At 65.9% G+C, this 25,594-nt stretch carries 17 protein-coding genes and 3 pseudogenes; 11 read left to right on the top strand and 9 right to left on the bottom strand.

Going from position 1 to position 25,594, the window contains the following annotated elements; all coding sequences use genetic code 11:
- The first annotated feature begins 575 nt into the window (after positions 1-575).
- From QM789_RS06035 to purU, 4 genes and pseudogenes are all read left to right on the top strand, one after another.
- Complete coding sequence (locus QM789_RS06035; RefSeq protein WP_420351057.1) at positions 576-1,790, top strand: pyridoxal phosphate-dependent aminotransferase; 1,215 nt, start codon at positions 576-578, stop codon at positions 1,788-1,790.
- On the top strand, positions 1,787-2,203 hold the full coding sequence (locus QM789_RS06030; protein ID WP_420351056.1) for a RidA family protein: 417 nt from the start codon (positions 1,787-1,789) through the stop codon (positions 2,201-2,203). The genes QM789_RS06035 and QM789_RS06030 overlap by 4 nt, the downstream gene beginning before the upstream one ends.
- Positions 2,204-2,340: 137 nt before the next feature.
- Positions 2,341-3,216, top strand: coding sequence for a bifunctional methylenetetrahydrofolate dehydrogenase/methenyltetrahydrofolate cyclohydrolase FolD (gene folD, locus QM789_RS06025; protein ID WP_420351055.1), 876 nt, complete (start codon positions 2,341-2,343; stop codon positions 3,214-3,216).
- A 78-nt stretch (positions 3,217-3,294) separates the two neighbouring features.
- A pseudogene (gene purU, locus QM789_RS06020) lies at positions 3,295-4,056 on the top strand (formyltetrahydrofolate deformylase); the annotation flags it as partial.
- A gap of 842 nt (positions 4,057-4,898) precedes the next feature.
- Here purU and QM789_RS06015 read toward each other — a convergent pair.
- The 6 genes from QM789_RS06015 to QM789_RS05990 all read right to left on the bottom strand — a co-directional run bounded on the left by QM789_RS06015 (position 4,899) and on the right by QM789_RS05990 (position 17,104).
- Entirely contained in the window at positions 4,899-6,020 is a 1,122-nt protein-coding gene (locus QM789_RS06015) for a c-type cytochrome (RefSeq protein ID WP_420351054.1), read from the bottom strand.
- A 110-nt stretch (positions 6,021-6,130) separates the two neighbouring features.
- Positions 6,131-6,667, bottom strand: coding sequence for an SCO family protein (locus QM789_RS06010; RefSeq protein WP_420351053.1), 537 nt, complete (start codon positions 6,665-6,667; stop codon positions 6,131-6,133).
- Positions 6,664-8,526, bottom strand: coding sequence for a hypothetical protein (locus QM789_RS06005; protein WP_420351052.1), 1,863 nt, complete (start codon positions 8,524-8,526; stop codon positions 6,664-6,666). Before QM789_RS06005 ends, QM789_RS06010 begins: the two co-directional genes overlap by 4 nt.
- Positions 8,511-15,482, bottom strand: coding sequence for a hypothetical protein (locus QM789_RS06000; RefSeq protein ID WP_420351051.1), 6,972 nt, complete (start codon positions 15,480-15,482; stop codon positions 8,511-8,513). Before QM789_RS06000 ends, QM789_RS06005 begins: the two co-directional genes overlap by 16 nt.
- A 57-nt stretch (positions 15,483-15,539) precedes the next feature.
- Complete coding sequence (locus QM789_RS05995; RefSeq protein ID WP_420351050.1) at positions 15,540-16,196, bottom strand: hypothetical protein; 657 nt, start codon at positions 16,194-16,196, stop codon at positions 15,540-15,542.
- A 773-nt stretch (positions 16,197-16,969) separates the two neighbouring features.
- Positions 16,970-17,104, bottom strand: coding sequence for a hypothetical protein (locus QM789_RS05990; RefSeq protein ID WP_420351049.1), 135 nt, complete (start codon positions 17,102-17,104; stop codon positions 16,970-16,972).
- Positions 17,105-17,556: 452 nt separating this feature from the next.
- On the opposite strand from QM789_RS05990, the gene QM789_RS05985 reads away from it, so the two are divergent.
- The gene (locus QM789_RS05985; protein WP_420351048.1) at positions 17,557-17,808 is read left to right on the top strand and encodes a helix-turn-helix domain-containing protein; all 252 of its coding nucleotides are present in this window, start codon (positions 17,557-17,559) and stop codon (positions 17,806-17,808) included.
- A gap of 232 nt (positions 17,809-18,040) precedes the next feature.
- Here the strand turns inward: QM789_RS05985 and QM789_RS05980 are convergent.
- The 3 genes and pseudogenes from QM789_RS05980 to QM789_RS05970 all read right to left on the bottom strand — a co-directional run.
- Positions 18,041-18,445 (bottom strand): annotated as a pseudogene (locus QM789_RS05980) (IS5/IS1182 family transposase); the annotation flags it as partial.
- Between the two features lie 46 nt (positions 18,446-18,491).
- Positions 18,492-18,617, bottom strand: a pseudogene (locus QM789_RS05975) (IS5/IS1182 family transposase); the annotation flags it as partial.
- 128 nt (positions 18,618-18,745) lie between these two features.
- The gene (locus QM789_RS05970; protein ID WP_420351047.1) at positions 18,746-19,738 is read right to left on the bottom strand and encodes a GntR family transcriptional regulator; all 993 of its coding nucleotides are present in this window, start codon (positions 19,736-19,738) and stop codon (positions 18,746-18,748) included.
- Between the two features lie 281 nt (positions 19,739-20,019).
- Between QM789_RS05970 and QM789_RS05965 the strand changes: the two genes are divergently transcribed.
- From QM789_RS05965 to QM789_RS05940, 6 genes are read left to right on the top strand one after another with little or no spacing between them, the layout of a single operon-like run.
- Positions 20,020-21,093, top strand: a complete 1,074-nt coding sequence (locus tag QM789_RS05965) for an ABC transporter ATP-binding protein (RefSeq protein ID WP_420351046.1) — start codon at positions 20,020-20,022, stop codon at positions 21,091-21,093.
- Positions 21,090-21,977, top strand: a complete 888-nt coding sequence (locus tag QM789_RS05960) for an ABC transporter permease (protein ID WP_420351045.1) — start codon at positions 21,090-21,092, stop codon at positions 21,975-21,977. The genes QM789_RS05965 and QM789_RS05960 overlap by 4 nt, the downstream gene beginning before the upstream one ends.
- Before the next feature lies 1 nt (position 21,978).
- Positions 21,979-22,818: an ABC transporter permease gene (locus QM789_RS05955; protein ID WP_420351044.1), complete on the top strand. Its 840-nt coding sequence runs from the start codon at positions 21,979-21,981 to the stop codon at positions 22,816-22,818.
- 2 nt (positions 22,819-22,820) lie between these two features.
- Positions 22,821-23,549: an SDR family NAD(P)-dependent oxidoreductase gene (locus tag QM789_RS05950; protein ID WP_420351043.1), complete on the top strand. Its 729-nt coding sequence runs from the start codon at positions 22,821-22,823 to the stop codon at positions 23,547-23,549.
- The gene (locus tag QM789_RS05945) at positions 23,546-24,301 is read left to right on the top strand and encodes an SDR family NAD(P)-dependent oxidoreductase (protein WP_420351042.1); all 756 of its coding nucleotides are present in this window, start codon (positions 23,546-23,548) and stop codon (positions 24,299-24,301) included. Before QM789_RS05950 ends, QM789_RS05945 begins: the two co-directional genes overlap by 4 nt.
- Before the next feature lie 29 nt (positions 24,302-24,330).
- Positions 24,331-25,557, top strand: coding sequence for an ABC transporter substrate-binding protein (locus QM789_RS05940; RefSeq protein WP_420351041.1), 1,227 nt, complete (start codon positions 24,331-24,333; stop codon positions 25,555-25,557).
- The last annotated feature ends 37 nt before the right edge of the window (positions 25,558-25,594 follow it).

Below are 25,594 nucleotides of genomic sequence, written 5' to 3'. Positions count from 1 at the left end.
GCTTCACGCCCGGACGACACGAACAGATGTCCGCCGGGCTTCGGCCATCGGGGGTGAGCATCACTTCGACGACGGATGGGTCTTGCTGCACTTGCCCGGATATGCGGCGGCGGGTCTCACGTCTACCCGGACGCCAGGCGCATCCTGCCCCCCCCGAGGTCGACGCGCGTCGTCTCCGGCAGCACGTCGAGGTCGCTGTCAGCGCGATCGTTACCTGTCAGGACGGAACCGAAGACATGGGGATCCGGGCCGCGAGTGCGCGGGACAGGCCCTGTTGCAGGGCCTGAGTATCCGCATCGCAAGGATTCCCTGCTGCCAACATCGACGATCCGGGGGCGGCAGCCAATCCGCGCGATCATTTCCCGAACCGACACCGGATCAGGCTCGCCCATGGCGCCACATTTCCATCCCGTCGATCGGATCCATTGGCACCTGAGGGGCGACCCGCTGCTGGGTCATGCGGCTCCGGGAATTCATTTTTCCCATCATCTGAAACTGAAAAAGATGGTTTTTGCCACGCCTCAAACTGGCATAGGCTGCCCGCAACATTCGTCCGCGGGCCAAAGGGGGAAGGCATGACGATCCAGGCCAAGTTCAGCAGGCTGGGCACAGACAATGCACCGGGGCAAGAGGTCCGGCAGGGCGGGGACGGCACGGACTTCCTGCAAGGCGACCGGCTGCCCGGCCGCCGCGTCGATTTCTCGCATGGCGATGTCGATGCGCATGAACCAACGCCGGGTTCATTCGAGGCCTTCGCCGCTGGCGTCGCCTTGGGCGGGGCGCAGGCCTATACCGAATATCGCGGCGACCTGGGCATCCGCGAGGATCTCGCCACACGGCTGGCCGCGTTCACCGGCGCCCCGGTCGATGCCCGCGACGGCATGATCGTCACCCCCGGCACGCAGGGCGCGCTGTTCCTGGCCGTCGCCGCCACCGTGGCGCGCGGCGACAAGGTGGCCATCGTGCAGCCCGACTATTTCGCCAACCGCAAGCTGGTCGAGTTCTTCGAGGGCGATATGATCCCCGTCCAGATGGGCTATCGCGCGGCGGGTCCGGGACAGGCGGGGCTGGACCTCGACGGGCTGGAGGCGGCATTGCGCGCCGGGGCGAAGGTGTTCCTGTTCTCGAATCCCAACAACCCCGCCGGGGTGGTCTATTCGAAGGGCGAAATTGCCCGGATCGCGGCGCTGGCGGCGCAATATGGCGCGACGGTGATCGTGGATCAGCTCTATTCGCGGCTGCTGTATACCGGCGCCAGCTATACCCATCTGCGCGCGATGGATCTGGACCCGGAAAACGTGATTACGATCATGGGCCCGTCGAAGACGGAATCGCTCAGCGGCTATCGGCTGGGCGTGGGGTTCGGGTCCAGAGACATCATCGCGCGGATGGAGAAGTTGCAGGCCATCGTTTCGCTGCGCGCGGCGGGCTATTCGCAGGCCGTTCTGCGCACCTGGTTCAATGAGCCCGAGGGCTGGATGACCGAGCGCATCGCCCGGCATCAGGCGATCCGCGACGACCTGCTGGCACTGTTTCGCGGCATCGACGGCTGCTTTGCCCGCACGCCCGAGGCCGGCAGCTACCTGTTCCCGCGCCTGCCCGCGCTGACGATCACGCATGGCGCATTCGTCAAGGCGCTGCGGCTGCAAGCCGATGTGATCGTGACGCCGGGGACCGAGTTCAGCCCGCATACCGGGGACAGCATCCGCCTGAACTTCTCGCAGGACCACGCGGCGGCGGTCGCGGCGGCAGAGCGGCTGGCCACCCTGGTCGAGCGGTATCGCGCATGAGCGGCGCCCCGATCCCACAGGGCGATTACGTCCCCGCGACCCGGCACGGCGCGCTGATCTTCACCGCCGGGATGACACCGCGCCGGGACGGCAGGCTGATCCAGCAGGGGGTGATCGGCAAGGACACTCCGCTGGACACCTGCCGCGCGGCCGTCGTCCTGGCCTGCGCCAACGCCCTACAGGCCGCGCGCGGCACGCTGGCCGAGGGCGAGCGCATCGCCGCCATTCTGTCGATGACGGTCTATGTCGCCGCCGAGCCGGGCTTCACCGCCCATTCCCGCCTGGCCGATTTCGCCTCGGCATTCCTGCGCGCGGAACTGGGCGATGCCGGGATCGGCAGCCGCTGCGCCGTCGGCGTCGCCACCCTGCCCGGCGATGCACCCGTCGAAATCCAACTGATCGCCGCGGTGTGATCACAGGCCACGCCCCTGCCCCATCCGAACGAAAGGCGAGACGATGACGGCATCCCCGAGGGCCTTCGCATGCGTTCGGCGGCGGGCTCGCTCTGGCATGCGCTGGAAACCGCGATGGAGCGGCAGGGGGAACTGACATGAGCGTTATGATTGACGGGAAGGGCTTCGCTGCGACACTTCGGGCCCGGGTTGCGGGGTATGTTTCGGGTCTGGGCGTGGTCCCCGGTTTGGCGGTGGTGCTGGTTGGGGACGATCCGGCTTCGGCGGTTTACGTCCGCAACAAGGGGATCCAGACGCGCGAAGCCGGGATGAACAGCTTTGAGCACCGGCTGCCCGCGGACACGTCCGAATCCGCCCTGCTCGGGCTGATCCACCGGCTGAACGCCGACCCGGCGGTGCACGGCATCCTGGTGCAACTGCCGCTGCCCGCGCATCTCAACGCCGACCTGGTGATCAACGCCATCGACCCCTCCAAGGACGTCGACGGCTTCCATATCCTCAACGTCGGGCGGCTCGGCACCGGGCAAAAGGCGATGGTGCCCTGCACGCCCCTCGGCTGCCTGATGCTGCTGCGCGACCGGCTCGGCTCGCTCGCGGGCCTCGACGCGGTGGTGATCGGGCGCTCCAACATCGTCGGCAAACCGATGGCGCAGCTGCTGCTGGCCGAGAGCTGCACGGTGACCATCGCCCACAGCCGCACCCGCAACCTGCCCGACGTCTGCCGCCGCGCCGATATCCTCGTCGCCGCCGTCGGCCGGCCGGAAATGGTCAAGGCGGACTGGATCAAACCGGGCGCCACGGTGATCGACGTCGGCATCAACCGCATCATCCGGGACGGCAAATCCCGCCTCGTCGGCGATGTGGACTTCGCCGGCGCCGCCCAAATCGCCGGCGCCATCACCCCCGTCCCCGGCGGCGTCGGCCCGATGACCATCGCCTGCCTGCTGGCCAATACCCTCACCGCCTGCTGCCGCGCCCACCACCTGCCCGAACCCGAGGGCCTGACGGCCTGAGGGGCCCCGGCCCCTCGCGCCGCGCATGCCCCTCGACGGGGCATCGCGGCGCCCACCCCCCATCGACAGGAGCCCCTGATGACCGACTATTGCCTGACCGTGACCTGCCCGACAAAGCGCGGCATCGTCGCGGCGATCTCCACCTACCTCGCCGACAAGGGCTGCAACATCACCGACAGCTCGCAGTTCGACGACACCCTCACCGGCCGCTTCTTCATGCGCGTCAGCTTCGCCTCGGAACAGGGCCTCGGCCTCGCACAGTTGCGGCAGGACTTCGCCGCCACCGCGGAAACCTTTGACATGACAGCGCAATTCCACGGCGAAGCGGAAAAGATGAAGGTCGTCATCATGGTCTCCCGCTTCGGCCACTGCCTCAACGACCTGCTCTACCGCTGGCGCATCGGCGCCCTGCCGATCGACATCGTGGCGGTGATCTCGAACCACATGGACTACCAGAAAGTGGTGGTAAACCACGACATCCCCTTCCACTGCATCCGGGTGACGAAGGAAAACAAGGCCGCCGCCGAGGCCGAACAGATGCGCATCGTCCACGAAACCGGCGCCGAACTGATCGTGCTCGCGCGCTACATGCAGGTTCTGTCGGACGAGATGTGCCGCGAAATGTCGGGCCGGATCATCAACATCCACCACTCCTTCCTGCCCTCGTTCAAAGGCGCGAACCCCTACAAACAGGCCTATGAGCGCGGCGTGAAACTGATCGGCGCAACCTCGCATTACGTCACCGCCGACCTCGACGAAGGCCCGATCATCGAACAGGACACCATCCGCGTCACCCACGCCCAATCCCCCGAAGACTACGTCTCCCTCGGACGAGACGTCGCCGCGATTGCGACGGAAAATCCAGAATATTGCCAACCCTGGCTTGCCACGGTCGAGGCCGGATCAGAGACCGCCTTCCAGGCGATAGCGCGCGAGGACAGGCATCAGAACCAGCCTCCGGCAAACCCGGTGCAGTTCGGTCAAGGGCTTCAGAGGTGGCAACGCCCTGTGCTGTGTGCTTGGTTGCCAATACCCGGCTTTGACCGGGCGGCCCTTGAACCTCAGGACGGAAGATGTCCGCGTGAACGAAACGACCCGGGCCAAACCCCGCCCGCACCTCACCGGCAACGCCGGGCTCAACTATGCCGCATGGCAGCTTTCGCGCCGGGGCTGGCACGTCATGCCGACCATCCGCAACGCACGGGGTTCGGACCTCTTTGCCATCAGCGAGGACGAGACGCTCACTTTGGGAATCCAGTCGAAGGCGCTGAGCAAGCGATCTGCCGTGCCGCTCGGCCGGAACATCGAGAACCTGCGGTCGGACTGGTGGATCATCACCATTCACGCCAACAGCGACAACCCCATCTGCCACATCCTGCGGCTGGACGAGGTGCGGGCGCTGGCCGGGCAGGACAAGAACGGCGGGGCGTGCCGGCTCGCATATCGCCAGAACGACCCTGGAACGCAAAATGCCTCGCGAGGGGCATAGGGGCGCGAACGATGCGCGGGTGGAAGGGGGAAAATTCAAGCTATTGATTACGGCATGATCACAGAAGGTCTTGCCTTTGCAACCGGCCAACGGGCCAAAATCCCTTGGTGCGCAAGGTATTTCTTTACCCCAAGCCGCCAGAGAACCCGTGCGGGTGCTTGACGGCACCCTAGCCGGACGGAACCGGGGCGGGCTATTCGGGCCATGCCTTGCCTGCGAGGGGGCCGATCCTGATCAGCTCCGTCGTGCTCTCGCCCCGGCCGGTAAGGCAGTCCGTGGCTTGCAGCAGGCCCGTCCGGGTCAGGTTGCGACCGGCGTGGAGGATCGCCGCCGCGATGTTGCGCGCGGACGTCAGGGCATAGGCCTCGATCAGGGGCCTGCCGGAACCGACCGCTTCGGAGAGGATATCCGTGCCATAGACCAGCACGAACCCGTCTTGCGCGGCAGCGGCTTCCAGATCCTTGCGCAGAATGCCCTCGGGCAGAAGGAGCGGCCTGATGCCGGGGCGGCCCGGTCCGGCGGCACCGATTTGCAGGAATACGGTAGAAGCGGCATCCGGAACCGGCTGATCCGGCGTCAGTATCCGCAGATGCGGATCCACCGCGCGTTCATCCTCAAGAAGGGGCAGCAGGGGATGATCCCGGTGCGGCACCATGACCGCCTCAATCCCCGCTGCCTTCAGCGCCGCGACGAGATCGCGCGCGATTTGCGCCCATCCCGGAAGCAGGGTGCAGGTGAGGCCCATATCCCCGGGCGCGGAGACAAGAGGGTATATCGGATAAAGCACCGGCACCGCCCGGGCGGCAAGGCAGGGGCGCAGGGGGTCCAGTTCGGGCCCGAGGCCGATCACGGCAGCGGCTCCGGTCAATCCGGGCGGACAGGTGCCCGGCGCGACCTTGACCGCCTCGACCTCCGGCACGCGGCCATAGGCGCCTTGCGGACCCAATGCCTCGGCCAGACCGGCGCGCAAGGTCGCGGCATAGGCCGATGCCCGATCCTCGCCACCGGCTCCGAAGGGCACGGCAAGGCGTATGCTGCGCGCGGTGATCCCGGTCCTTTGCTCGGCGGGAAGACGGTCGAGATAGGCCGTCAGTTCGGACAGGACTTCGGGGGAAAGGGAATAGGCGGGCATCAGGGCGGACAGGATCGACCCGTCCGGGCGGCGGCGCTGTTCCAGCGCCAGTTGCATCCCATGCGCATCCACCGATGCCCCCGTCCTGTCCGCAACGATGGCGGGCGCCGCGCCTTCGTTTCCACCCCGGCCGTCGCGGCCATGGCAGGTGTGACAGGCCCGGAAGGTCCGCCCGTCGATCACCACCGAAGGTCCGCCGTCCGCGCCCTGAAAGATCAGCCGCCCCCCGATCCTCGGCCTGGACCGGTGAACCGGCGAGGCACAGGACGAAGGCAAGCCCTATGAGCCGATGTTCAGGACGACCACTGACCAAGGATATCCAGAACCTCCTCGGCAAGCGGCAGGGATTGCGACCGATACAGCCTGCCGGTCGCGGGATCGCCTACCAGAAACAGCGGTTCGTGCAGGAACAGCTCGTCCGCCCGCGCATCCAGCACCCCGAGCAATCTGTCGATCCCCTCGGGCGCGCCGGTCAACCAGAGCCAGTTGCCGCTGGCGTTCATCTCGCGGGCGGCGCGGCGCATGACGGCGGGCGTGTCATGGCTCGGGTCGATGGTGATGGTGACCAGCCGCACCCCCGGATCGGGACCGAGCGTCTCGTCGATTTCGCGCATCACCTCGTTGCCGATGGGGCAGATCGACTCGCAGGTCGTATAGGCAAAGGTGATGACCATCAGGCCCTCAAGCCCCCCTGCCCCCAGACGGTGGCGCTCACCGTTCTGGTCGAGCAGTTCGACATCCGGCAGGCGCAGCTTTTCGCGGCGGAAGACATCGGCCTGCACCGCGGGCGCAAGCGTCAGGGCAAGCAGGAAGGTGATCAGGCGGATCATGGCTCAACCTCGATGACGGGGGTGGCGTTCAGACGGTATCCGGAGGGAAGGCGCAGCGGCTGGACGGCATAGCTGCCGGGAACGGGGAAGGTAACGTCGAGCTGCGCCCCACCCTCCGGCGCGGGCGTGGTCTCGGTCATCTGGCGCGCCGGACCCGTCAGGCTGGTCAGCAGCAGCGTCATCCGGCGCGGGGTGTGGTCGCGGCCCTCAGGGTCCAACAGGTGCAGCACGACCCGGCCCGGGCGGCCCGCCTGCATCTGCGATGCGGTCAGCGCGGCCTGCAACGGGATCACGGGCAGATGCTCGGGCTCGCCCTCGGCGCGGAACGGAATGCAGCGGGCGAAAGGAGGGTCCGTGCCCGCGAGAACCAGTTCCTGCGGGCCGGGGGGCAACATCGCGGTCGTTTCATAGATCCCGGCGGCCGTACGGCGAAAGCTGCGGTCCAGCAGGTACAGGCCCTGAGGCACTCCCGTCCGCAGGCGGATTGCGTCCATCGCCGGTGTTTCGGTCGTCAGCCCGTCCTCGATCAGCCAGGCAAGCTGCCGCGCCGGATCCAGCGCCAGCGCGCTGGACGACGGCGACAACGACACCAGCAGCGGCCCGGTCAGGTCCGGGTCAGGCTCGGCGGCACCCCCCAGATCGACCGTGGGGGCATCATAGGCGCGCCCGGTTCGTACGCGGTCGAGGTCAATCACCTGCACCAGCCCGCCATCAAGCGACAGAGCCAGCGCCCCCTCGGTTGTGGTGATCAAGCCGGTCACGGTTCCCGCGCGCGGCGGGCGGATCGGATGAACGGTCATCGTCGCGCTGTCGATCAGCGTCATCGAGGCCGAACCGGGATGCCAGGCGACGGCATATCTCCCCTCTGGATGGGCGTCGAGGCGGCTGGCCGGGGCAGGCAGGTCCAGCCGCTCGGCCCGGTCTGGATCGTCGCCATAGCGCAGATGCACCGCCCGCCCGCCCGCCGCGAGGATTGCCACCGATGCGCCGTCAAGCAGCGCCGCGTCACGCGGGGCCGCTTCGCGCAGGCGTGCCGTCAGCGCGCCGGTCTCCGGGTCGATCACCAGCACCTCGCCCCGATCCGTCACCACCCCGAACCGGCCAAGCTGCGGCGGGCCATATCCGCGCGGGTCCGGCCTGTGAACCGACAGGAGCCGCGGCATGCCATCGACCGCGATGCGCGCGATCACGGCGCCATCGGCGGCATGCAAGCCGACTTCGCCCGGCGACGCCGCCCAGAACCGGCCATCCGCCAGGGGTTCGGCACCGCCGATCCCCGGGCGGCCCGACAGAAGCACGGACCGCCCGGCCGAAAAGGGCGACAGCGCCAGCAATTCGCCCCGCTCCGGAAGGGTGACCAGAATCCGCATCCCGTAGGAATCCGCCGCAATGGCAGAGGGACGCTCGGGCAGGCTGTGGGCGGCGGTCAGATTGGCCCTGCGGTTGCCAAGTCGGGGGTCGGCGACATGCACCGTCTCGTCGCTGTTCCGGGAAACGACGAGGATCCCGTTCAGATCCACCGCTCCGAACGGCAGCGACCTTGTGCTGCGAAACGCCGCCACCGCCGCCTGACAGGTGGGATTGGCCGGATCGGCGGGGCGCAGCCACGCCGTCAGCCGCCGGTCGCTGGCAGGCCGCCCGGTCACCGCATCGGTCAGGTCCACGCGAACGCGCAGCGCCCGATCCGAGGGCGGTATCCCGAAGGGCACATCCCCGTCGACGGGCAGGAAGCCAAGCCCGACGTCGATGCCCGGCGTGACGTCTTCCTCTGCGAAAACGTCACCCGGCTGCTGAGCCAGCGCCGCGCCCGGCAGGCCGAGGGCCAGCCACAGCGCCACCCGTTTCACTGACGGGCGCATGGCCGGCCCCTGTCGGGTCTCGCGTCCAAACCGACCTCGGGGCTGACCACCTCAAGCAGACCCCAGGCGCCGCCGCTGCGGGTGGTGGCTGGCCCGTCGAACCACAGATAGCAGCCTTCGGTAACCGGCATGGTCAGCGATGCGGTCACTGCCTTGCCCGGCGCTAGCAGCGCGCCGCGCGGGAAGCCGAAGCCCGGAAACAGGTCGTCATAATCCTGACCGATGGTGACGAAGGCGCGTTGCCTTGCCCGCCCGCCCGGATGCACGACATGAATGACCACCTGCTCGCCCGCGACGGAACGCAGCACCGGCATCGGCGGGGTCTCCGCTTCGTCCGGGCGCAGCCGCCAGAAATCCGTGCCGAAGTCGAAGGCATTCAGGTCGTAATGGCTTTCCGGCGGGTTTCCCGCAGCCGAGGGCTCGGACCGCAGGCGGATGTGGAAGGGTTCGGCGCGATAGCTGACGCCCTTCTCCCCCCAGTCATAGCTGTCGGTGCAGACGAGGCAATTCGCCACCAGCCGCCAGTTCCAGCGGATCAGCCGATCCGGCAGCCGAGCGGACGGACCCCCGGGCGGACCGGTCAACTCCTCCCTCCGGATCGGGTCGAGCAGCTTGAGATCGGCGACATAATCGGCCATCCGGGCCGCGTCGAGTTGCAGCGAACCGGTCCCGCTGTCCCCCGGTCGGGTCGCCTCAAGCAGATCACCGATCTGCGGGGGCAACAGAACCGTGCCGGGCGGGCGGCTGTCGGGCACCCCACCGGCAGGGACAAGCAGGTCCGGACTTTGGGCGGCGACCATCGACAGCAGGCTGGAGCGATGCACATCGCGGGTCGCGGCGTCGCGCAGGTTCAGGCCATCCTGCCAGAAGATGGTGAACTGACGGATGGTGTGCGCCCGCGCCTCATCGCGCTGCGGCATGTGCAGACCGCCCTGCGGCAAAGCGGGCAGGCTGAGGACCGAACTGCCGAAACGCGGGAAGCTCCTGCCGGGCGGCAGGATCAGCTTCATATCGCAAGTGCCGACAGGCAGGGCACCTGCCTCGCAGGCATTCACGGGCAGGCGCGTCAGGTCATCGGAGATCCCGGCCTGCTGCGGAACCACGGTGATCGCACCGAAGAGGCCGTGCGTCACATGCCCGACGACATCCGACATCGACCGCAGCGGCAGCGCGCCGAAGGCATAGGGGATATAACGCCCGTCCGCAGCCAGCTTCTGCCGCGCTTCCGCCTGCGCCGCGTCGATGCGGCGCGCCGCTTCCAGTTGCGCCTGATCAATCCGGCCGCGCAGATCCGCGCTCTGATCGACGGGCAGATGGTCGACACGCGTTTGGAAATCGGCGGGGGCGATGGGCTGAAGGAGACCACCCCCACCTTCGGCCGCCCGCACCGCCTCGGGCAGACCGGCATTTCTCAATGCCAGATTGACCTGGGTCGCGTAGCTTTCGGTCAGGGTGCCGATCTGGGCATTGGACAGCAGGAATTCCATCTGGGCGGGGGTCTTGTCGGGCATCACCGCGAGACCGGCATAAAGCTCGGCCACCTGGATCTGACCGCTGCGCTCCTCGACGGGGGCATTGTCCAGCTGCAACTCCCCGTCTGCCGAGGCCAGCATCGGCGGCCGCGTTTGCGCGCCTCCGACGATACGCGGAAGATCGGACAGCAGCCCGGAGACCGGCAGCGGCAGGTTGATCGCAAGCCCCGAGGATGGCGCCACCGTCGGCACATGCCGCGCGGAGACGGTTTCAGGCTGCAACGGCCTGGTCATCTCGGGCCAGTCGTAATCGACATTGAGCGGCGTGATCGGCGGCATCCGCGCATCACCCGGCTCATCCCGCAACCGTGCCAGCGGATCGTGCCTGTCGGCCTCCAGCGCGTTGATCGTGACGAGTTGCAGGCAGTCCCCGGCGTTGACATGCAGCACCAGCGGCTCGGGCCGGTCATAAGCGTCCAGAACCGCATCCAGCACCGCGTCACGCGGAATGGATGGCCATTCCCGCGGGTTCGCGACCTCCATCTGCGGCCTTCTGTCATCCGGCAGACGGTCACGCACCTGACGGGGGTCGATCAGGGCGAAAAACAGCCCGTCGCGATCCGTCAGACCCGGCCTGTATTCGGTCGCGGCGGGGAAGTTGGCGCCCTGCGCGGATGCACGCGCCGCGAGGCTGCGCACCGATACAGCCGCGATCACCGCCTGAAGGCGCGGGGCCTTCGGGTCGCATTGGGCGATCTGGCGATCCTTTTCTTCCTCCTCGCCCTTGTGGACCCGCAGCAGGCCCCAGGCGCCGTTCCACAGCGCATCCTGCGATCCGAAATGGAGCAGGCTGTCGAAATAAGGCGGTTGGCGGCCCATTTCTTCGATGGGCTTGAAGATACCAGGCCGGGCAATCAGGTCGAGCGCCGTCTCGGGCTGGCTTTCGATACCCTTGGTGATCTCCTCAAGCTGCCGGCGGCCAAGCTCGCTGAGCTGGGCATCGGGCACGCGCCGCAACTCCTCGATCACGCCGGAGCGCAGGCTGGACTGCGGCATCTGCCGGAGCAGCGGTTCGATCCTGTCCGGAAGCTGCTGCAATTCCGGCGAAGGGGGGGTTTGCAGATTGTCCCGGTCAAGATTGAACTTCTCGGGATCAATCAAGCGATCTTTCTCAATCTCTAGCTTTCTGAGCATGTGTATTTCAGAACCACCGTGATTGGTCCCGTAGCGATAGGCAGCGGCGAATTCGAAATGTTCGGATATGCCGATTTCCTGCGTCGTGATGCGCCCCTCGGCGTTGAAGCAGCGGGCAAGGCGCTGTTCATGCGCCTGCCAGTAGGGGCGGCTTGCGGGGGGCAGAGCAGCCACCCCGCCCGCGAACCATCGCCCATATTGATCCGGACGGCCCAGATGGGCGAAGGCCGTGGCGATGCCGCCAAACTGTGCGACCTCGCATTCCCGCACCAGCGTCTCCGCGGGCGTGATGTTGTCCAGCGTCAGCATCCCCGAGGGGAACGCCTGATCTATATTGCGCTGCAACATATGGTCTTCGAGCGTGAAGGCATGCTGCACCTCCTGCGCGCCCTGAATAAGCCGGACCGACACCCGGTCGCCGTCGCGGCTTTCGAGGATCGGCGTGATCGGATCGCCCGCGCCGCCCGTGCGGAAGGCCAGCGACATGTCCCGGGTCTGGGTGTCGATCGAGCAGGTGGGTTGCACGCCGCCCGACTCCAGCCCCGCGACCCAATAGGCAAGCGGGCGCAATGCGCAATCGCCCGAGCCGCCGCCCACCCGCAGCGGAATGGGCTCGCCGCGATAGTTCAGCAGATAGGGGTCGTGATGGTCGACCGAGATGGATTCCGGCCGGGCGGGCGGCGCGACGGGCTTGGCCAGAACCCTGCCATCAAGGCTCGCATATCCGGCGGCATTGGCGCGCCAGATCAGCATATGGTGGCGAAGCGCGTCGATCTCCTCGCCCGTGATGACCGGCGCGCCCGGTTCCCATGCGCCGCGATAATACAGTTGATGCGAGGGCTGATCGCCGGGCCGACCGAAGGCATACCATGCCGGGGGCACCTGACCTTCGGGGCCGTGCCAGGCGTTGCCGTCGGCTTCCATCCCGGCCCCGCACAGATCATTCAGCGCAGAGGGATTGCCGGCATTGCGCGCCTCGCAGACCAGGGTGGCCATGCCCTTCATATTGTTGGCCCCGGAGGTCAGTTCCTCGGCGGTCGTCCGGTCGCGCGGATCGTAGAGCGTCGCGAAATCGGCCACCGCCAGCGCGTATTCGCGGGTCAGCAGGTTCTTTGCCTCGCCCTTGCTGTTGCGCCCCATCGCAAGGACGACCTTCCGGGGACCGACATCCTGCCCGTCCGCGAACCGAAGCCTGCGGTCGGTGCGCAGCGGCGTGCAATCGGCCGGATCGCTGTAATCCAGCCGACTGGCATTCTCCGGCGCGCCCTCCAGATCGGCGGCGACGGTGCAGACCCGCGCCCCCTGTTTCTCAAGCACCAGCGCGGTATAGAACCCGTGCTGCTGGATCGAGGACGGGCCGAAATGGTCGTGGCTGAAGACCGTCCGCAAGGTGCGGTCGTCAACGGTCGGATCATCGGCGGCGACCTTTTCATCGCGCGGATGGCGCCGTTCGGACAGGATGGGATCGGCGAACCAGCGCTGCACCGTGGTCTGGAACAGGTGGCGGTTTTCGTCCAGCGGCCTGCGCCATATATCCTTCATCGCCGGAACCCAGAGCCCGTCCTTCATCTCGCACAGCCCCTCCGCCACGCGCAGCTTCTGCGCGCCCGCTGGCCGGGTGCCGAGGGCGAGAATGGCCTCCTGCCCTTCGACATTGCGCGCGGCGCAGATGCGGGCGGCGATCTCGTCCGGGGCGAAGGTGCCGTCCTCGTAATTCCAGCCATTGGCCGATCCGTCCGAGGCGGTGACGTCGAATTTCACCAGATGGATATGCTGGCCGATGGTATCCGTCGGCGTCCTGACCTGAAAATCGTCCAGTTCCAGATCCTTGGGCAATTCGTTCGTATGCCGGAACTCGATACATTCGCCGGACAGGGCGCGGAAGAAGAACGGCGCCTCCGAAGCGCTGACCTTGGGCGAAAAGCGGTTGGCGGGCTTTTCCGGTCCCGTCTTGTAACGGTCCGACACCGCGCTGAGGACGTTGATCCGCGCCTGCGGATCGTGCCAGCCCGCCCGGTTCGTCACCAGATTCAGCTGCACCGCCGAGGCCTCATAGCGCCGGAACCCGATCACGCCGGGATCGGTGGTAAAGCGGGGACCGCCGGTGCCGTCGTCAAGGAACGGGTCATTCTGGCTGATGAGCAGCGGCGAATTGGCGTCACGCGGCAGGGGGCCTTGCCGGTCCAGTTGATGCACCGTCCCGCCGGAAACGTAATACAGCACCGCAAGCCGCGTGGTCAGCGACCCCGGCAGACGGCGATTGGCCCAGTTGGTGACATCCTGATCGGTGGCGGCGTGCGCATCCGGCCCCTGAGGCGTTGTGCCCGCCGGAGTGGCCATCAGGTCATGCTGTTCCCCGCTTTCATCGAGAACCCGGTAGGTGACCGATCCGTTATCATCAAGGCGCAGGATGCGGCCCAGCATGTCGGGCGCGCCGCAGGGATCGGCATAGGGCGCACCTGGCACCGGCGGGGCGCCGTTCACCCCGAAGAGACGGTCGCCAACCGCATAGGCGCCGATCTCCCCCCTGTAGCTGACCGCGGAACCGTCCAGCGCGGCGATGGTGAGCGCCTGCCCGTCCACCGTGCCGTTGTGATGGAACCCCATCGCGGCGCGCTCCAGCGGCGTGCCGTCATAGGGCAGGGTTTCGACCGCCGCGGATTTGAACTTCATCGTCATGTCGCCAAGGGCCAGCGCCTTGGCGATGATCTGGGACTGTGCGATCTCACGGTCACGGCCAAGCGGCGGCAGATCCTTGGGCACCGTGAACTCGGGCGCACGGGTCGAAGCATCGCCGAGCACATGGCGCGGCAGGCCGCCATCCAGATACTCCCCTGTCAGCGACTGACCCGCGCCATCCCGCGCCCGGGCGATATCCATCGGCGCCTGCGGCGGGCGGTGGCCCGGCGCCCCCGGAATATAGAAGGGATAACCGGGAAAGGTCGTGACCCCGGCGGTTTCATCCGCATTGCCTATCGCGCCGCTGGCGTCCAGCGTGGCGACGGCTTCGGGATAGCTCGGCGCCGGAGGCAGGGCCTGATGCGGCAAGGGCACGATGGCCGGGATCGGCGTGCCGATCTGCATCCTGCTCATCCCCTCTGCGGGCTCGATCCGCTGGCCGGTCGCGCGATGCACCGACCCGGGCCGGGCCATCGCCTTGATCCCGGCCTCTTCCTCGGTCAGCGACAGGCCGGGATTCCATTGTCCGTCGGGCAGCTTGCGGCTGCCATCCTCGAACACGTCATGGACGCGCCACAACTCCCACATGCCCTGTGCGAAATGCGGATAGAGGTGGCAATGGAAGATCGAATCGCCCACCGTCCTGTTGCGGTTGCCCGAGCCGAGCGTTTCCCACCAGCCCTTCCCGTCCTGAAGACCGCGGTGATAGACCTCAAGCCCGCCGCCCGAAATATCATAGGAAAATGCCTGCTGCGGACCGACCGTCTGGCTGTCGAGGAAACTGCCGCGATTATTGTCATTCCCCGCATACCATTGATGTGCGTGCAGGTGAAAGACATGGGTTTCCTTTGGTCCCGCGTGGAAATTGCGAAAGACCACGGCATCGTTCAGATAGGAATGGTGAACGTTCGATGGATCGTCGCTGTAATGCTCCAGAAGCGCCGGGTCGCCATTCGCCCAGGATGTCAGGAAGAACTCCTCGTAAAGGCATTCCGCGCAATTGGCGGAGGGCCCGATTCCCTTGCGATTGGCCAGAAGGATCGTCCCCATCCCGGAGGCGCCATAGTTGATCGCGAAGCCGTCGCGCGCGCCTGCCAGTTGCGCCGAGCCAAAGGCCCCCAACTCGTCGAAATTCCGGGTATAGAAGGATTTCAACTCGTCATGGAAGAATACCGACAATTCACGAAAGGCGCGCGGCCCGGATTCGGCCGCGACCAGATCGCCATTCGGATCGCGATGCTCCGGGGTAAGGGTGGAGGCGGGGTTTTCGATGATGGCGTTCAGGTCGGAATGGACGATCCGATAGGCGCCCTCGTTGTCCGACGGCATCAGCATGTCCAGAACCGGGACACCATCGACCTGCGCCTGATAGTCGACGGCCTGCCCGGCGGGCGCAGAGGCGCGCGCCGCCTCCATCGCCCCGCGCGAAACCTGGCTGCGATACCAGCGGGTGCCCGCCTTCTGCACGTTCACGGCCCCGAACAGCCCATGCGTCAGCGAGCCGCCATCGCCTTCGCCACCCGACGGGGCAGCGGTCGAAGCAACAAAATAAGGCCCCTCTCGCAGGACCGCATAATGGCAGGTCACCTCTTCACCGGGTTTGACAGCCATCTCGCCCAGGCAGCGCGTATCGACGTCGCCCCCTTCCGGTGCGACCGCCCGCAGCCCCTAAATCGCGAAATTGACGCCGCGCGTGGCGGGCCAGTCGGGAGGAGTTGCCGGATCTTCGGCATAGTCAGGAGAGGCGGGATCTGCGCAGGATGCCTCGCCATGGCTGACGAGATCGCCGGGCCCGGCGCTGACTGCGCCACCAACGCCGCCGAAACGCGGCTCCATGCGGTTTGCGCAGAAATCGCTGGAAAAGTCGGGCCCGCGCGTGGCATCCCCTTGCCGTTCAACAAACAGCAGATTCTCCAGCCGGATCGTCAGCAGGTCTCCGACATTGGCCCGCAGAACCAGAGGCCGCGGGCGTTTGCAATCGCGCAGACGGACATTCCCTTTCGCCAGTTCCTGACTGTTCCAGGCCGTGCCTGTATCGTCATCACATAGTTCGGCAGTGAATTTCTCCGGCTGTTGATCCGCCGGAACCACATCGCGGCGCAAGGCGAACATCATGCCGAACGGATTGAACGACCCGAAACGATTATACACCAGCGTCTGATCCAGAGCGACGACATCGGCACAGACCGTTCGCTTCAGCCCGTATCGCGAAATCCCGGATGCCTCATGAAGCGCCCTACACTCCATTCCCTGCGCATTGGCTCCACCGGCGACGGAGCTCGCAAAAGTGACCGAGAGAAAGGCAACCAATATCAAGATATTCATAGGAATCGTCCTGTATAAAAACGGACATTTTCCGCGAAAACGGCGAAGGTTTGATCAGAATAATTTGTTAACGGTAACTTAGAATCGCATTTTCGACAACAAGGAATTCGGTAAGGATCATGGAACAGAGCACCAGCGTGCCGGGATAGCTATCCGCTCTTGCTCCGACAGGCTGCCAGACCCTGCGATACCCTCGGGATCGGCGCCCCTGGCACGGCTTTCAGGGCCGACGCCGGAAAGACATTTGCCGGCCCTCAGCCTCGCCGACGCATTGGTGCTGACGAAACGAAGAAAGGGGAAATGGCGACTGCTCCCCCGGACGAGATCCGGGCACGGCCCTATCGACAGGGACAGCATCGAGCACGCCGCGCTGGATACGCACACCGCTTCGACCGCCGAGCGGGGATGAGAGCTTTCATCCGCCATGACCGTCGGATCTTCCCGGTAACATTCTGATCACAAAGGGATCTGCCACACAACGATGCTTGCCATATGCGGGCCTGCCCGGCGGCGGAAGCCGCGGCCGGAGTTGACGATCGCATCCCTACCGCCGGTTCTTCCGGGCGCGTATTTCCTCGGTGAACCGCGCCTTCCCGCCTTCACGAAGCAGCATTTTCTGCACCGTGAACCGCATCCAGACAAGGGTCGTTTCTCGGAAGTGGTGGAGATTTGCAGGCGGCGTAATTTCCGGGTGAACTGCCCCCAACCGGCAGCTGCGACCACCAAGAAGATCACGCCATGAATGAAACGCCAGTTCGTCCCGTTCGCCACTGTCAGATGCCACGGAGTACGACCCGATCGAGGATCGCCTGCGGGCAAACGTCCGGGCCACGATCGAGGAGGAGTTGGCCGAATTTCTCGGTCGCCTGCGCTACGGCCGGGATCGTCTTCAACAGGTCGTTGCGCAAATTCATCTCCTCAGTTCGGGTTGATACTTTCCGCGCCCGAGCGACCCGGATGCGGCGTTGGCAAAAGGAGGTGAGGGCTTCAGACATCCTCTTCCTCATGATCCGGGAGCGATGCTTGCTGCATGCCAATCCCGCCCACCAATCAGGCAAAGGCCCGTCAGGTTGCTCCCGGCCATCCATCCGGCGGCCACCGGCACGCCGAACGCCGGTGCGGTGCAACCGCAAACAGCGGCAAGCCCAAGGTGAACACGAGGGCGAGACTGCCCAGCCGGGCACGGGAAAAGGCCATCATCCCCTCCGGGTGGCTATGTCGATGGTTCGCGTGCTGGCTGGACGCAACAGAGCTTCGCTCCGTCACCTTCGGCTGTCGAATCGCGAGAGAATTCACCATCATTTTGGGGTTTACCCTGCAACAGGGGTAGCAGGGCCTGTCGAGAAATGGCAGGATCCGGTTGGCAGGCAGCGTTCATTCAGATGCTTACCGCACCCTTCTGAAGGCGCTGGTTGCCCTTCGGAACGAAAAGGGCATGTCTCAGGCCGATCTGGCCACGAAACTACACAAGCATCCCTCGTTCGTCGGGAAGTATGAGTTGGGAGAGCGGCGCCTCGATGTCATCGAGTTGATGGTCATCTTGCGCGAATTGCAGGCTGATCCTGCCGATTTCTGGGCGAATGCCAGGATTGTTCTCCCCGAGCGTATCTGAAAAATAGATGGCCACTGTGGTGTCATCGTTGGCCCAGCCGTTCCGCCCGCAGCGTCCACCGCTTCCAGGAGACGTCGGCGAATGTTGGCCTTGTGGCGACATCAAGATACGAAGCCTGTTAGCGTGCCAGATCATTAGTCCGCTCTGAACAATCTTTTCAGGCGGTGATTGGGGCCTCCATGCGGGGCTTTCCTTGGCAACAGGCCGCTGCGATCAGGTGCAGGACCAGGCATCAAATGGTCCGAAGATGGGCGAGGATCTTGCGGATTTGTACCCGCAGGCGCAGAGGGGTGAGGCGTATCGCGCCACTGGTTCAAGCGATGCGCCGGACAAAAACCGCGTCGCCGATGCGGCCCGTCAGCGGGCATCTGGCAAGGCGCCCGTCCATCTTCATGTGACCGATCTCGGGCACGATGGCGCTTCGGCGTTTCAGGAGCCGTGCCAGTAATGGCGTGAGGCCGCGTCGCTGGCCGCTGATCAGGACACGGGTGGTTTCGACGCCATGGCCGCGATAGCCGCGGTCGACGACGGCGGGATCGGGCACCTGGTCGGTCAGGATGGCGACCGGCTCCAGCGCCGACGCCAGGGTGTGGCCGTCATAAGGGCTGCCGGGAAAGCTGCGAGCGCCGACGATGAAGCGGGAGCCACCCACTCCATCAGTGGCGCCTCGATGGACGACCGTTCGGGGCCTCGCTCCACACCAACCCATTACGTTGAATGAAGATTGCTCCGCTCAGCATCCGCCGGTCGTCAACCCGCGGCCTGCCTCGTGATTTCGGAAAGGAGGGGCGCGGTCGCTCCTTGGTTATCCAGAAAACCCGCCCATGACCCTCTCCAGGTCGGGGGAGTGCATCATGACGCCCGCCTGCGATCAAGCAAATTATGGGGCCTGACTGTAGTCTGAGCCGCCCCGATATGTGGAGATCGCGCTGGTGATTCAGGTCTCCCCAGGCTGAAGAAAGGGGGCGAGATTGGTCGGCGGCGCCATCACCGCGACGATCTTCAACTGCGCGATGGTGCGATGGAGGGCATTGGCCAGATGCGTCTCGAACATGCCCTGCGCGGCCACCGGGGCGCGCGCGAGCAGCAGGTCTATCACCAGCCGCAATTCCTGAAGCGATTGCCGTGCCGTGGGTAGACCAAGCGCGAAAAGCGCCCGCTGCGAGGCCGCGAGCGCCTTGCCGTTTATCGTGATGAACCGCGACAGATCCGGGTTGGTCACGGACAGCACGGCCGCTTCGGTAAAGCGATCCGACAGCGCGAACCAGGTCTCGGGCGGGATCGCATCGGCCTCTTCGGCCTGCGCCATGTCCTCGCGCAGCGCGCCCAGCTCCCGCAGGTCATGATTGGCGGAACGGAGGGCCGCTACTTCGAGGATCATGCGCAACTCGAACTTGTCGCGGATCTTGCGCGCCGTCAGAGGCACGACGATCCAGCGCGACGTAGCGCTTTTCGAGACCAGCCCCCGTTCCTGCAACCGGCCGAGGATCTCGCGCACCACCGTGCGGCTGACCTGATACTGCTGTGCCATCGCCGATTCGACGATGCGATATTCGCCGAAAACCACCGTGCGCAGGATTTCCTGCTCGATGATGTCGTGCAGGCGGTACCAGTTCGGTTGACCCGCCATCTCGTCGAGCTGGTCGAGGTCCAGTTCCAGTTCTCGCAGATTGGCGCGATGCGGGCTGCCCCCGCCCGTGCCGACCAGATAGCCGCGCCCGGAAAAGCGGCTGACCAGGCCTTCGCTTTCGAGCAGGGCCAGCGCCCGTTTGACCGGCGCGCGCGACATCGAAAGCCGTTCGGAGAGTGCGCTTTCCTGTAGCACCAACCCCTCGGGCAGCAACCCCCGCGCGATATTGGCCCGGAGCACCTGCGCGGCGGTTTCGAAAAGCTGGGGCGTCATGCTGGGGGCGTCGGTGGCTCGGGTCATCAGGATCTCCGGTTTCGCAGCAAGGATTGTAGCGAAATCATGGCCTTTGCAACCGCTACACAAAACGTACTTAGTATACATTATGTTATAATAATACAGATCAAGTCAGGGGTTTTATTATACGCCGCGCCGCTGACGGCCCCGTGCGGATGATATTTTAAGCGTTGCGATTATGGAATTTTGCCAAACATCGGCCTCAGTGGACAGGGAGCGTTTTTATCCTTGCGCCGAATCATTATCGGCACTCTGTATACATAAAACAAAAATGCAGGGAGATCGACGTGCTGAGACTGAGCGGCATAACGCGTCGCTATGGCGATGTGTGCGCCTTGGAGCGACTGTCATTCGAGGTACCGGACAACCGTTATGTCGCACTCCTCGGTGCGTCTGGCTCGGGTAAGACGACCCTCCTGCGGCTCATCGCCGGATTCGAGGAACCGGACGCGGGGCAGGTCTGGCTTGAGGGAAAGCGCCTCGACGGGGTGCCGACGCATGAGCGCGATGTCGGCTTCGTGTTCCAGAACTTCGCGCTGTTCCCGCATCTCAACGTCTTCGACAACGTGGCCTATGGGCTGCGCCACAGGGCGCGCAATCCGCTCGGCAGTGCCTCCGAGATTCGCGACCGAACGATGGCGATCCTGGATCTCGTCGGCCTGAAAGGCTTCGAGCGCCGGGCCGTCGGCGCCATCTCGGGCGGTCAGCGCCAGCGCGTGGCGTTGGCGCGGACACTGGTGACCGAACCGCGCGTGGTGCTGCTCGACGAGCCGCTCGGCGCGCTCGACGCCAACCTGCGGGCGCGGATGTGCGAGGAGCTGCGCGCGATCCGCGAACGGCAGGGCGTAACCTTCCTGCACGTCACCGGCTCCGAGACCGAGGCGCTGGTGATGGGCGACGAGGTGGCGGTGCTGGCGGAGGGCCGCATCGTGCAGGCCGCCCGCCCGGCCGAGCTTTTCGCCCTGCCGGGCAATGCCGCCGCGGCGCGTCACCTGAACGCATGGAACATCCTGTCGGGCCGGGTCCGCGATGGCGCGTTGCTGACCGGGACGGGATCGCTCGCCCTTCCCCGGCCGCTGCCCGAGGGGAAACCCGCGCAGATGGCGGTGCGCTTCGACCAGATCGACATCTGCGCGCCGGGCCAGGTGCCGCCGGGGCGCGACCATTTCAGCGCACGCTACGTCGCCGGGGAGTTCAACGGCGCGACCGCGCTCGCCTTCTTCCAGACCGATGACGGGCAACTGATCCAGGTCACTGACCATCTGAGCGCGCCGCGCCTGCCGGTGATGACCGAGGGCACCGATTACGCCCTGCATTTCGCGCCCGGGGCGGCGCTCGTCTTCGAGGGGGCCGGAGCATGACCGCGCAGGAAACCAGCCCCGCCCTGCTGCGCGCGAAACGCGACCGGCGCCGGGCGCTGATGCTGCTGTCCCCCGGCATCGCCTGGATGGTGCTGTTCCTGGCGCTGCCGATGCTGATGGTGATCTGGGTCTCGTTCTGGACACAGACCACATTCGCGGTGACGCCGGACCTGACCACGGCAAGCTGGGAACGTTTCCTGACCACGCCGACCTATCTCGACGCGATCCTGACCACGGTGCGGATCTGGCTGACGGTCCTGGTGGCGACCGTCGTCGTGGGCTATCCGGTCGCGCTTTATATCGGGCTGTTCGTGCGCTCGAAGACGGTGCAGACGGCGCTTCTGGTCGCCTGCGTGATCCCGTTCTGGACCTCCTTCCTGATCCGGGTCATCGCCTGGCGGCCGATGCTGGGCACCGAAGGCGCGATCAACGTGATCCTGATGAAGCTCGGGATCATCCACGAGCCACTGACCTTCCTGCTGTTCTCCGAATTCTCGGTACTGGTGGGCATGACGCAGATCTATTGCGTGTTCATGGTCGGGCCGATCACCTTCATGCTGGGCCGGATCGAGCCCTCGGTGATCGAGGCCGCGCGCGATCTGGGCGCTTCGTTCTGGACGATCTTCCGCCGCATCATCGTGCCGCTCTCGCTGCCGGGGGTGGTGGTGGGGGCGATCTTCGTCTCCGTCATGGTGCTGGGCGAATTCGCGACCGCCGCCTCGCTCTCGGGGCGCAAGGTCAACCTGCTCGGCAATATCATCGTGAGCCAGGTCGGCTCGCTCAAATGGGCCTTCGCCGCCGTTGCGGGCGTGGTGCTCACCCTGATCATCACCGCCGTGATCTCGCTCGCGCTGCGGCTGGTCGATCTGCGCAAGGAGATGTGAGATGGAAGCGCGTGCCCTCCGCCCCGTCCTCGCCGTCTATACCGGGCTGTTCCTGCTGTTCCTCTACGGGCCGATGATTGTCCTGGCGGTGCTGTCGTTCCAGTCGGCCGATGGCGGGCCGCAGCTTCCGATCCGGGACTGGTCGGTCTACTGGTATCGGCATCTGCTCGGGCTGGCCGAAACCTCCCGCGTGTCGCGCCTGCCGGTGGGCGAGCCGCTGATCCGGTCTCTGGCGCTGGCCTTCATGACCACGGTCGTCTCCACCATCCTGGGCGTGATGAGCGCCGAGGCCTTCCGCACCCGGTTCAAGGGGTCGGGCCCGGTGTTCTACCTGATCATCATGGGGATGATGGTGCCCGGCGTTCTGGTCGGCCTTGGCATGGCGCTGCTGTCGAACACCATCGGCATGGACCGCGCCTGGTGGGGCACCGCCTTCGTGCTGCATGTGGTCTACACCTATCCCTTCGCCTTCCTGGTGATGCTGGCGATCTTCAACCGCTTCGACCGGTCGATCGAGGAAGCGTCGATGTCGCTCGGCGTGACGCCCGCGCAGACCTTCCGGCGGGTGACCTTCCCGATCATCTTTCCGGGCGTCCTGTCGGCCATGCTGTTCTCGTTCACGCTCAGCTATGACGAATTCGCCCGGACGCTGTTCACCGCGGGGCGCGAGCTGACGCTGCCGCTGGCGATCTACGGCACCTTCGCGGTCGAGATCTATCCGAACATCTTCGCCTTCGGGGTTCTGACCACATTGTTCTCGTTCACGCTGCTGGTGATCTACGGGCTGCTGATGAAGCGTTTCACCGCCCGCGCCGGCCGCTTCAAGGGTCAGGAGGAATGAGCATGACCGCTCTTGTCACCGGCGCGGGGTCCGGCATCGGCGAAGCCATCGCCCTCAGGCTGGCGCGGGACGGGCACCGTGTCGCCGTCAACGACCTGCATCTGGAAGCCGCGCAGAACACCGCCGCCCGGATCAATGCGGCGGGCGGCCAGGCCCGTGCCTATGCGGCCGATGTGTCGGACGAGGCTTCCGTCGCGGCGATGATGGATCGGGTGCGAGCCGAGATGGGCGCACCCGGGATCCTCGTCAACAACGCAGGCTTCGGCCATCAGGCGCTGTTCCTCGACATCGCGCCCGCCGATTTCGACCGGATTTTCGCCGTCCATGTCCGGGGCACCTTCCTGATGACGCGGGCCTGCCTGCCCGCGATGCTGGAGAGGGGTGCGGGCCATGTCGTCAACGTCGCCTCGCAGCTCGGCCAGATCGGCGGGGTCGAACTGGCCCATTATTCGGGCGCGAAGGCCGCCATCATCGGCCTGACCAAATCGCTGGCGCGCGAGGTCTCCGCGCGGGGCGTGCGTGTCAATGCCGTCGCGCCGGGGCCGATCAATACGCCCCTCGTGCGCGCGCTTTCCGAGGAGTGGAAGCGCGAGAAGCGCGCGGGCCTGCCGCTTGGCCGCTTCGGCGAGCCGGAGGAGGTCGCGGGTGCGGTGTCGTTCCTCGTCTCGCCCGATGCCGCGCTGTTCGTGGGCCAGACCCTCGGCCCCAATTCAGGAGATGTGATGCTATGAATACGAAACGGGTCGTGCTGGTCACGGGCGGCGGAATCGGAATCGGCCGGGCCTGCTGCATGCTTTTCGCCGCAAAGGGGGATCATGTCGTCGTCACCGACGTGCTGGAGGATGAGGGCCGCGCCACCGTGGCCGACATCGCCGCCGCGGGCGGCAGCGCGGAATTCAGGGCCCTGAACGTGCGGGACACCGCCCGGGCCGAGGCCGTGGTGGCCGGGGTGCTGGCCGATCATGGCCGGGTGGATGTCGTCGTCGCAAATGCCGGAATCGCGCTGCGCTGCCCGATGGCCGAGATGACCGACGAGAAATGGGACGAGACCCTCGACATCGACCTGACGGGCATGCTGCGGGTGATCCGCCCGGCGATCGCGGCGATGCAGCCGGGCGCCTCGGTGGTCTGTCTCAGTTCGATCATGGGCATCGCCTATGGCTGGGACGAGCATGTGCATTACTCGACCGCGAAGGCCGGGGTGATCGGCCTCGTGCGCGGGCTGGCGGTGGAATTCGCCCGCCGCGGCATCCGGGTGAACGGCGTGGCGCCGGGCTATATCCGCACGGCCCAACTGCTGAACGAAGGGCATTCGCTGGGCGCGCGGGCCGCGGAAATCGCCTCCCCCTATATCCCGATGGGCCGCCTTGGCGAGCCGGAGGAGATCGCGAAGGTCATCGGCTTCCTCGCTTCGGACGATGCCTCCTACCTCACCGGGCAGATCGTCACCGTCGATGGCGGCCTTCTGGTGGGCCGCTACTGAAAAACCAAAGACAACAGGGATCAACCGACATGACACATCAAGGAAAGACCTCCCGTCGCCGCTTCCTGCAAGGCTCGGCCGCGATCGGTGCGGCGGCATTGGGCTCGGGGCTGCATCCGTGGTCGCGCATGGCCCATGCCTCCGCACTGTCGTCGCAGGAGCTGCGCACCACCGGCCTGTCGACCACCGTGCAGGACCGCATCCTCGATGCCTTCAAGGCCGCAAGCGGCGTCAGGGCGGTTTCGGGAACGCCCTCGACCTATCCCGACGCACAGACGAAAATCCTCTCCGGCTCGTCGGATTACGACTGCTGGGAAATCATCGCGGAGCGCCTTCCCGCGATCATCGCCACCAACAACGTCGAGACGATCCCGGTCAGCGCGCTGTCGAACTGGGCGGACATCCGCGACACCTTCACCAGGACCGATCCGAAATGGGACGCGAAGGCGCAGATCTCCGGCCAGATCTGGGCGGACGAAGCGCAGACGGAACTGTACATGGTTCCGGCGGTCTATAATTTCGACTCGATCGGCTACAACCCGGAGGTGCTTTCGGCCGAAGAGGCCAACAGCTGGACCGCGATCTTCGACAGCAAGTGGAAGGGCAAGTCGGGGCTGAACGTCGATCCGCTGATCGCGATCGGACAGGCGATCCTGGCGATGAACTCGCTGGGCCTGCTGGAGGCGAAGAACCCCGGCAACCCGACCGGCGCCGAAATCGACGAGGCGGCGAAATTCCTGATCTCGAAGAAGAAGGAAGGCCAGTTCCGCGCGCTCTGGGGAGATTTCGGCGAGTTGGTGAACCTGCTCGCCTCGGGCGAGATGGTGGTCTGCGATGCCTGGCAGCCTGCGGTGTTGGCGGTCAAGGCGCAGGGCAAGCCCGCGAAATACGCGACGCCCCGCGAAGGCTATCGGGGCTGGACGATCGGGCCGTCGATGCTGCGGGGCACGCCGAACCGCGATGCGGTGCTGGCCTATGCCAACTACTGGCTCTCCGGCCCGCCCGGCGTGACGGTGACGGAACAGGGGTATTATTCGCCCTCGAAGACCATCGAAAAGGCCATGGATCCGAACAGATACGCCTTCTGGTACGAGGGCAAGCCCTGGGTCGGCGCCCCCGACCGCGGCATCAGCGAGGGCGATCTGCGCGATGGCGGCTCGCTCGCCGAACGTTCGGCGAATGTCGCCTACTGGCACCAGTGGCCGGAGGAATATGACCACCTGATCCAACGCTGGGACGAGTTCCTGAACGCCTGATCCCCTGCGCTCCCCGGCGGCCGGGGGGCGCGCACGG

Origin of the sequence: Paenirhodobacter sp., from assembly GCF_047600745.1 — a bacterium.
Classification (GTDB): Bacteria; Pseudomonadota; Alphaproteobacteria; order Rhodobacterales; family Rhodobacteraceae; genus Rhodobacter.
The sequence above is the reverse complement of the archived record's forward strand: the minus strand, read 5'-3'. Positions and strand labels throughout refer to the sequence as shown.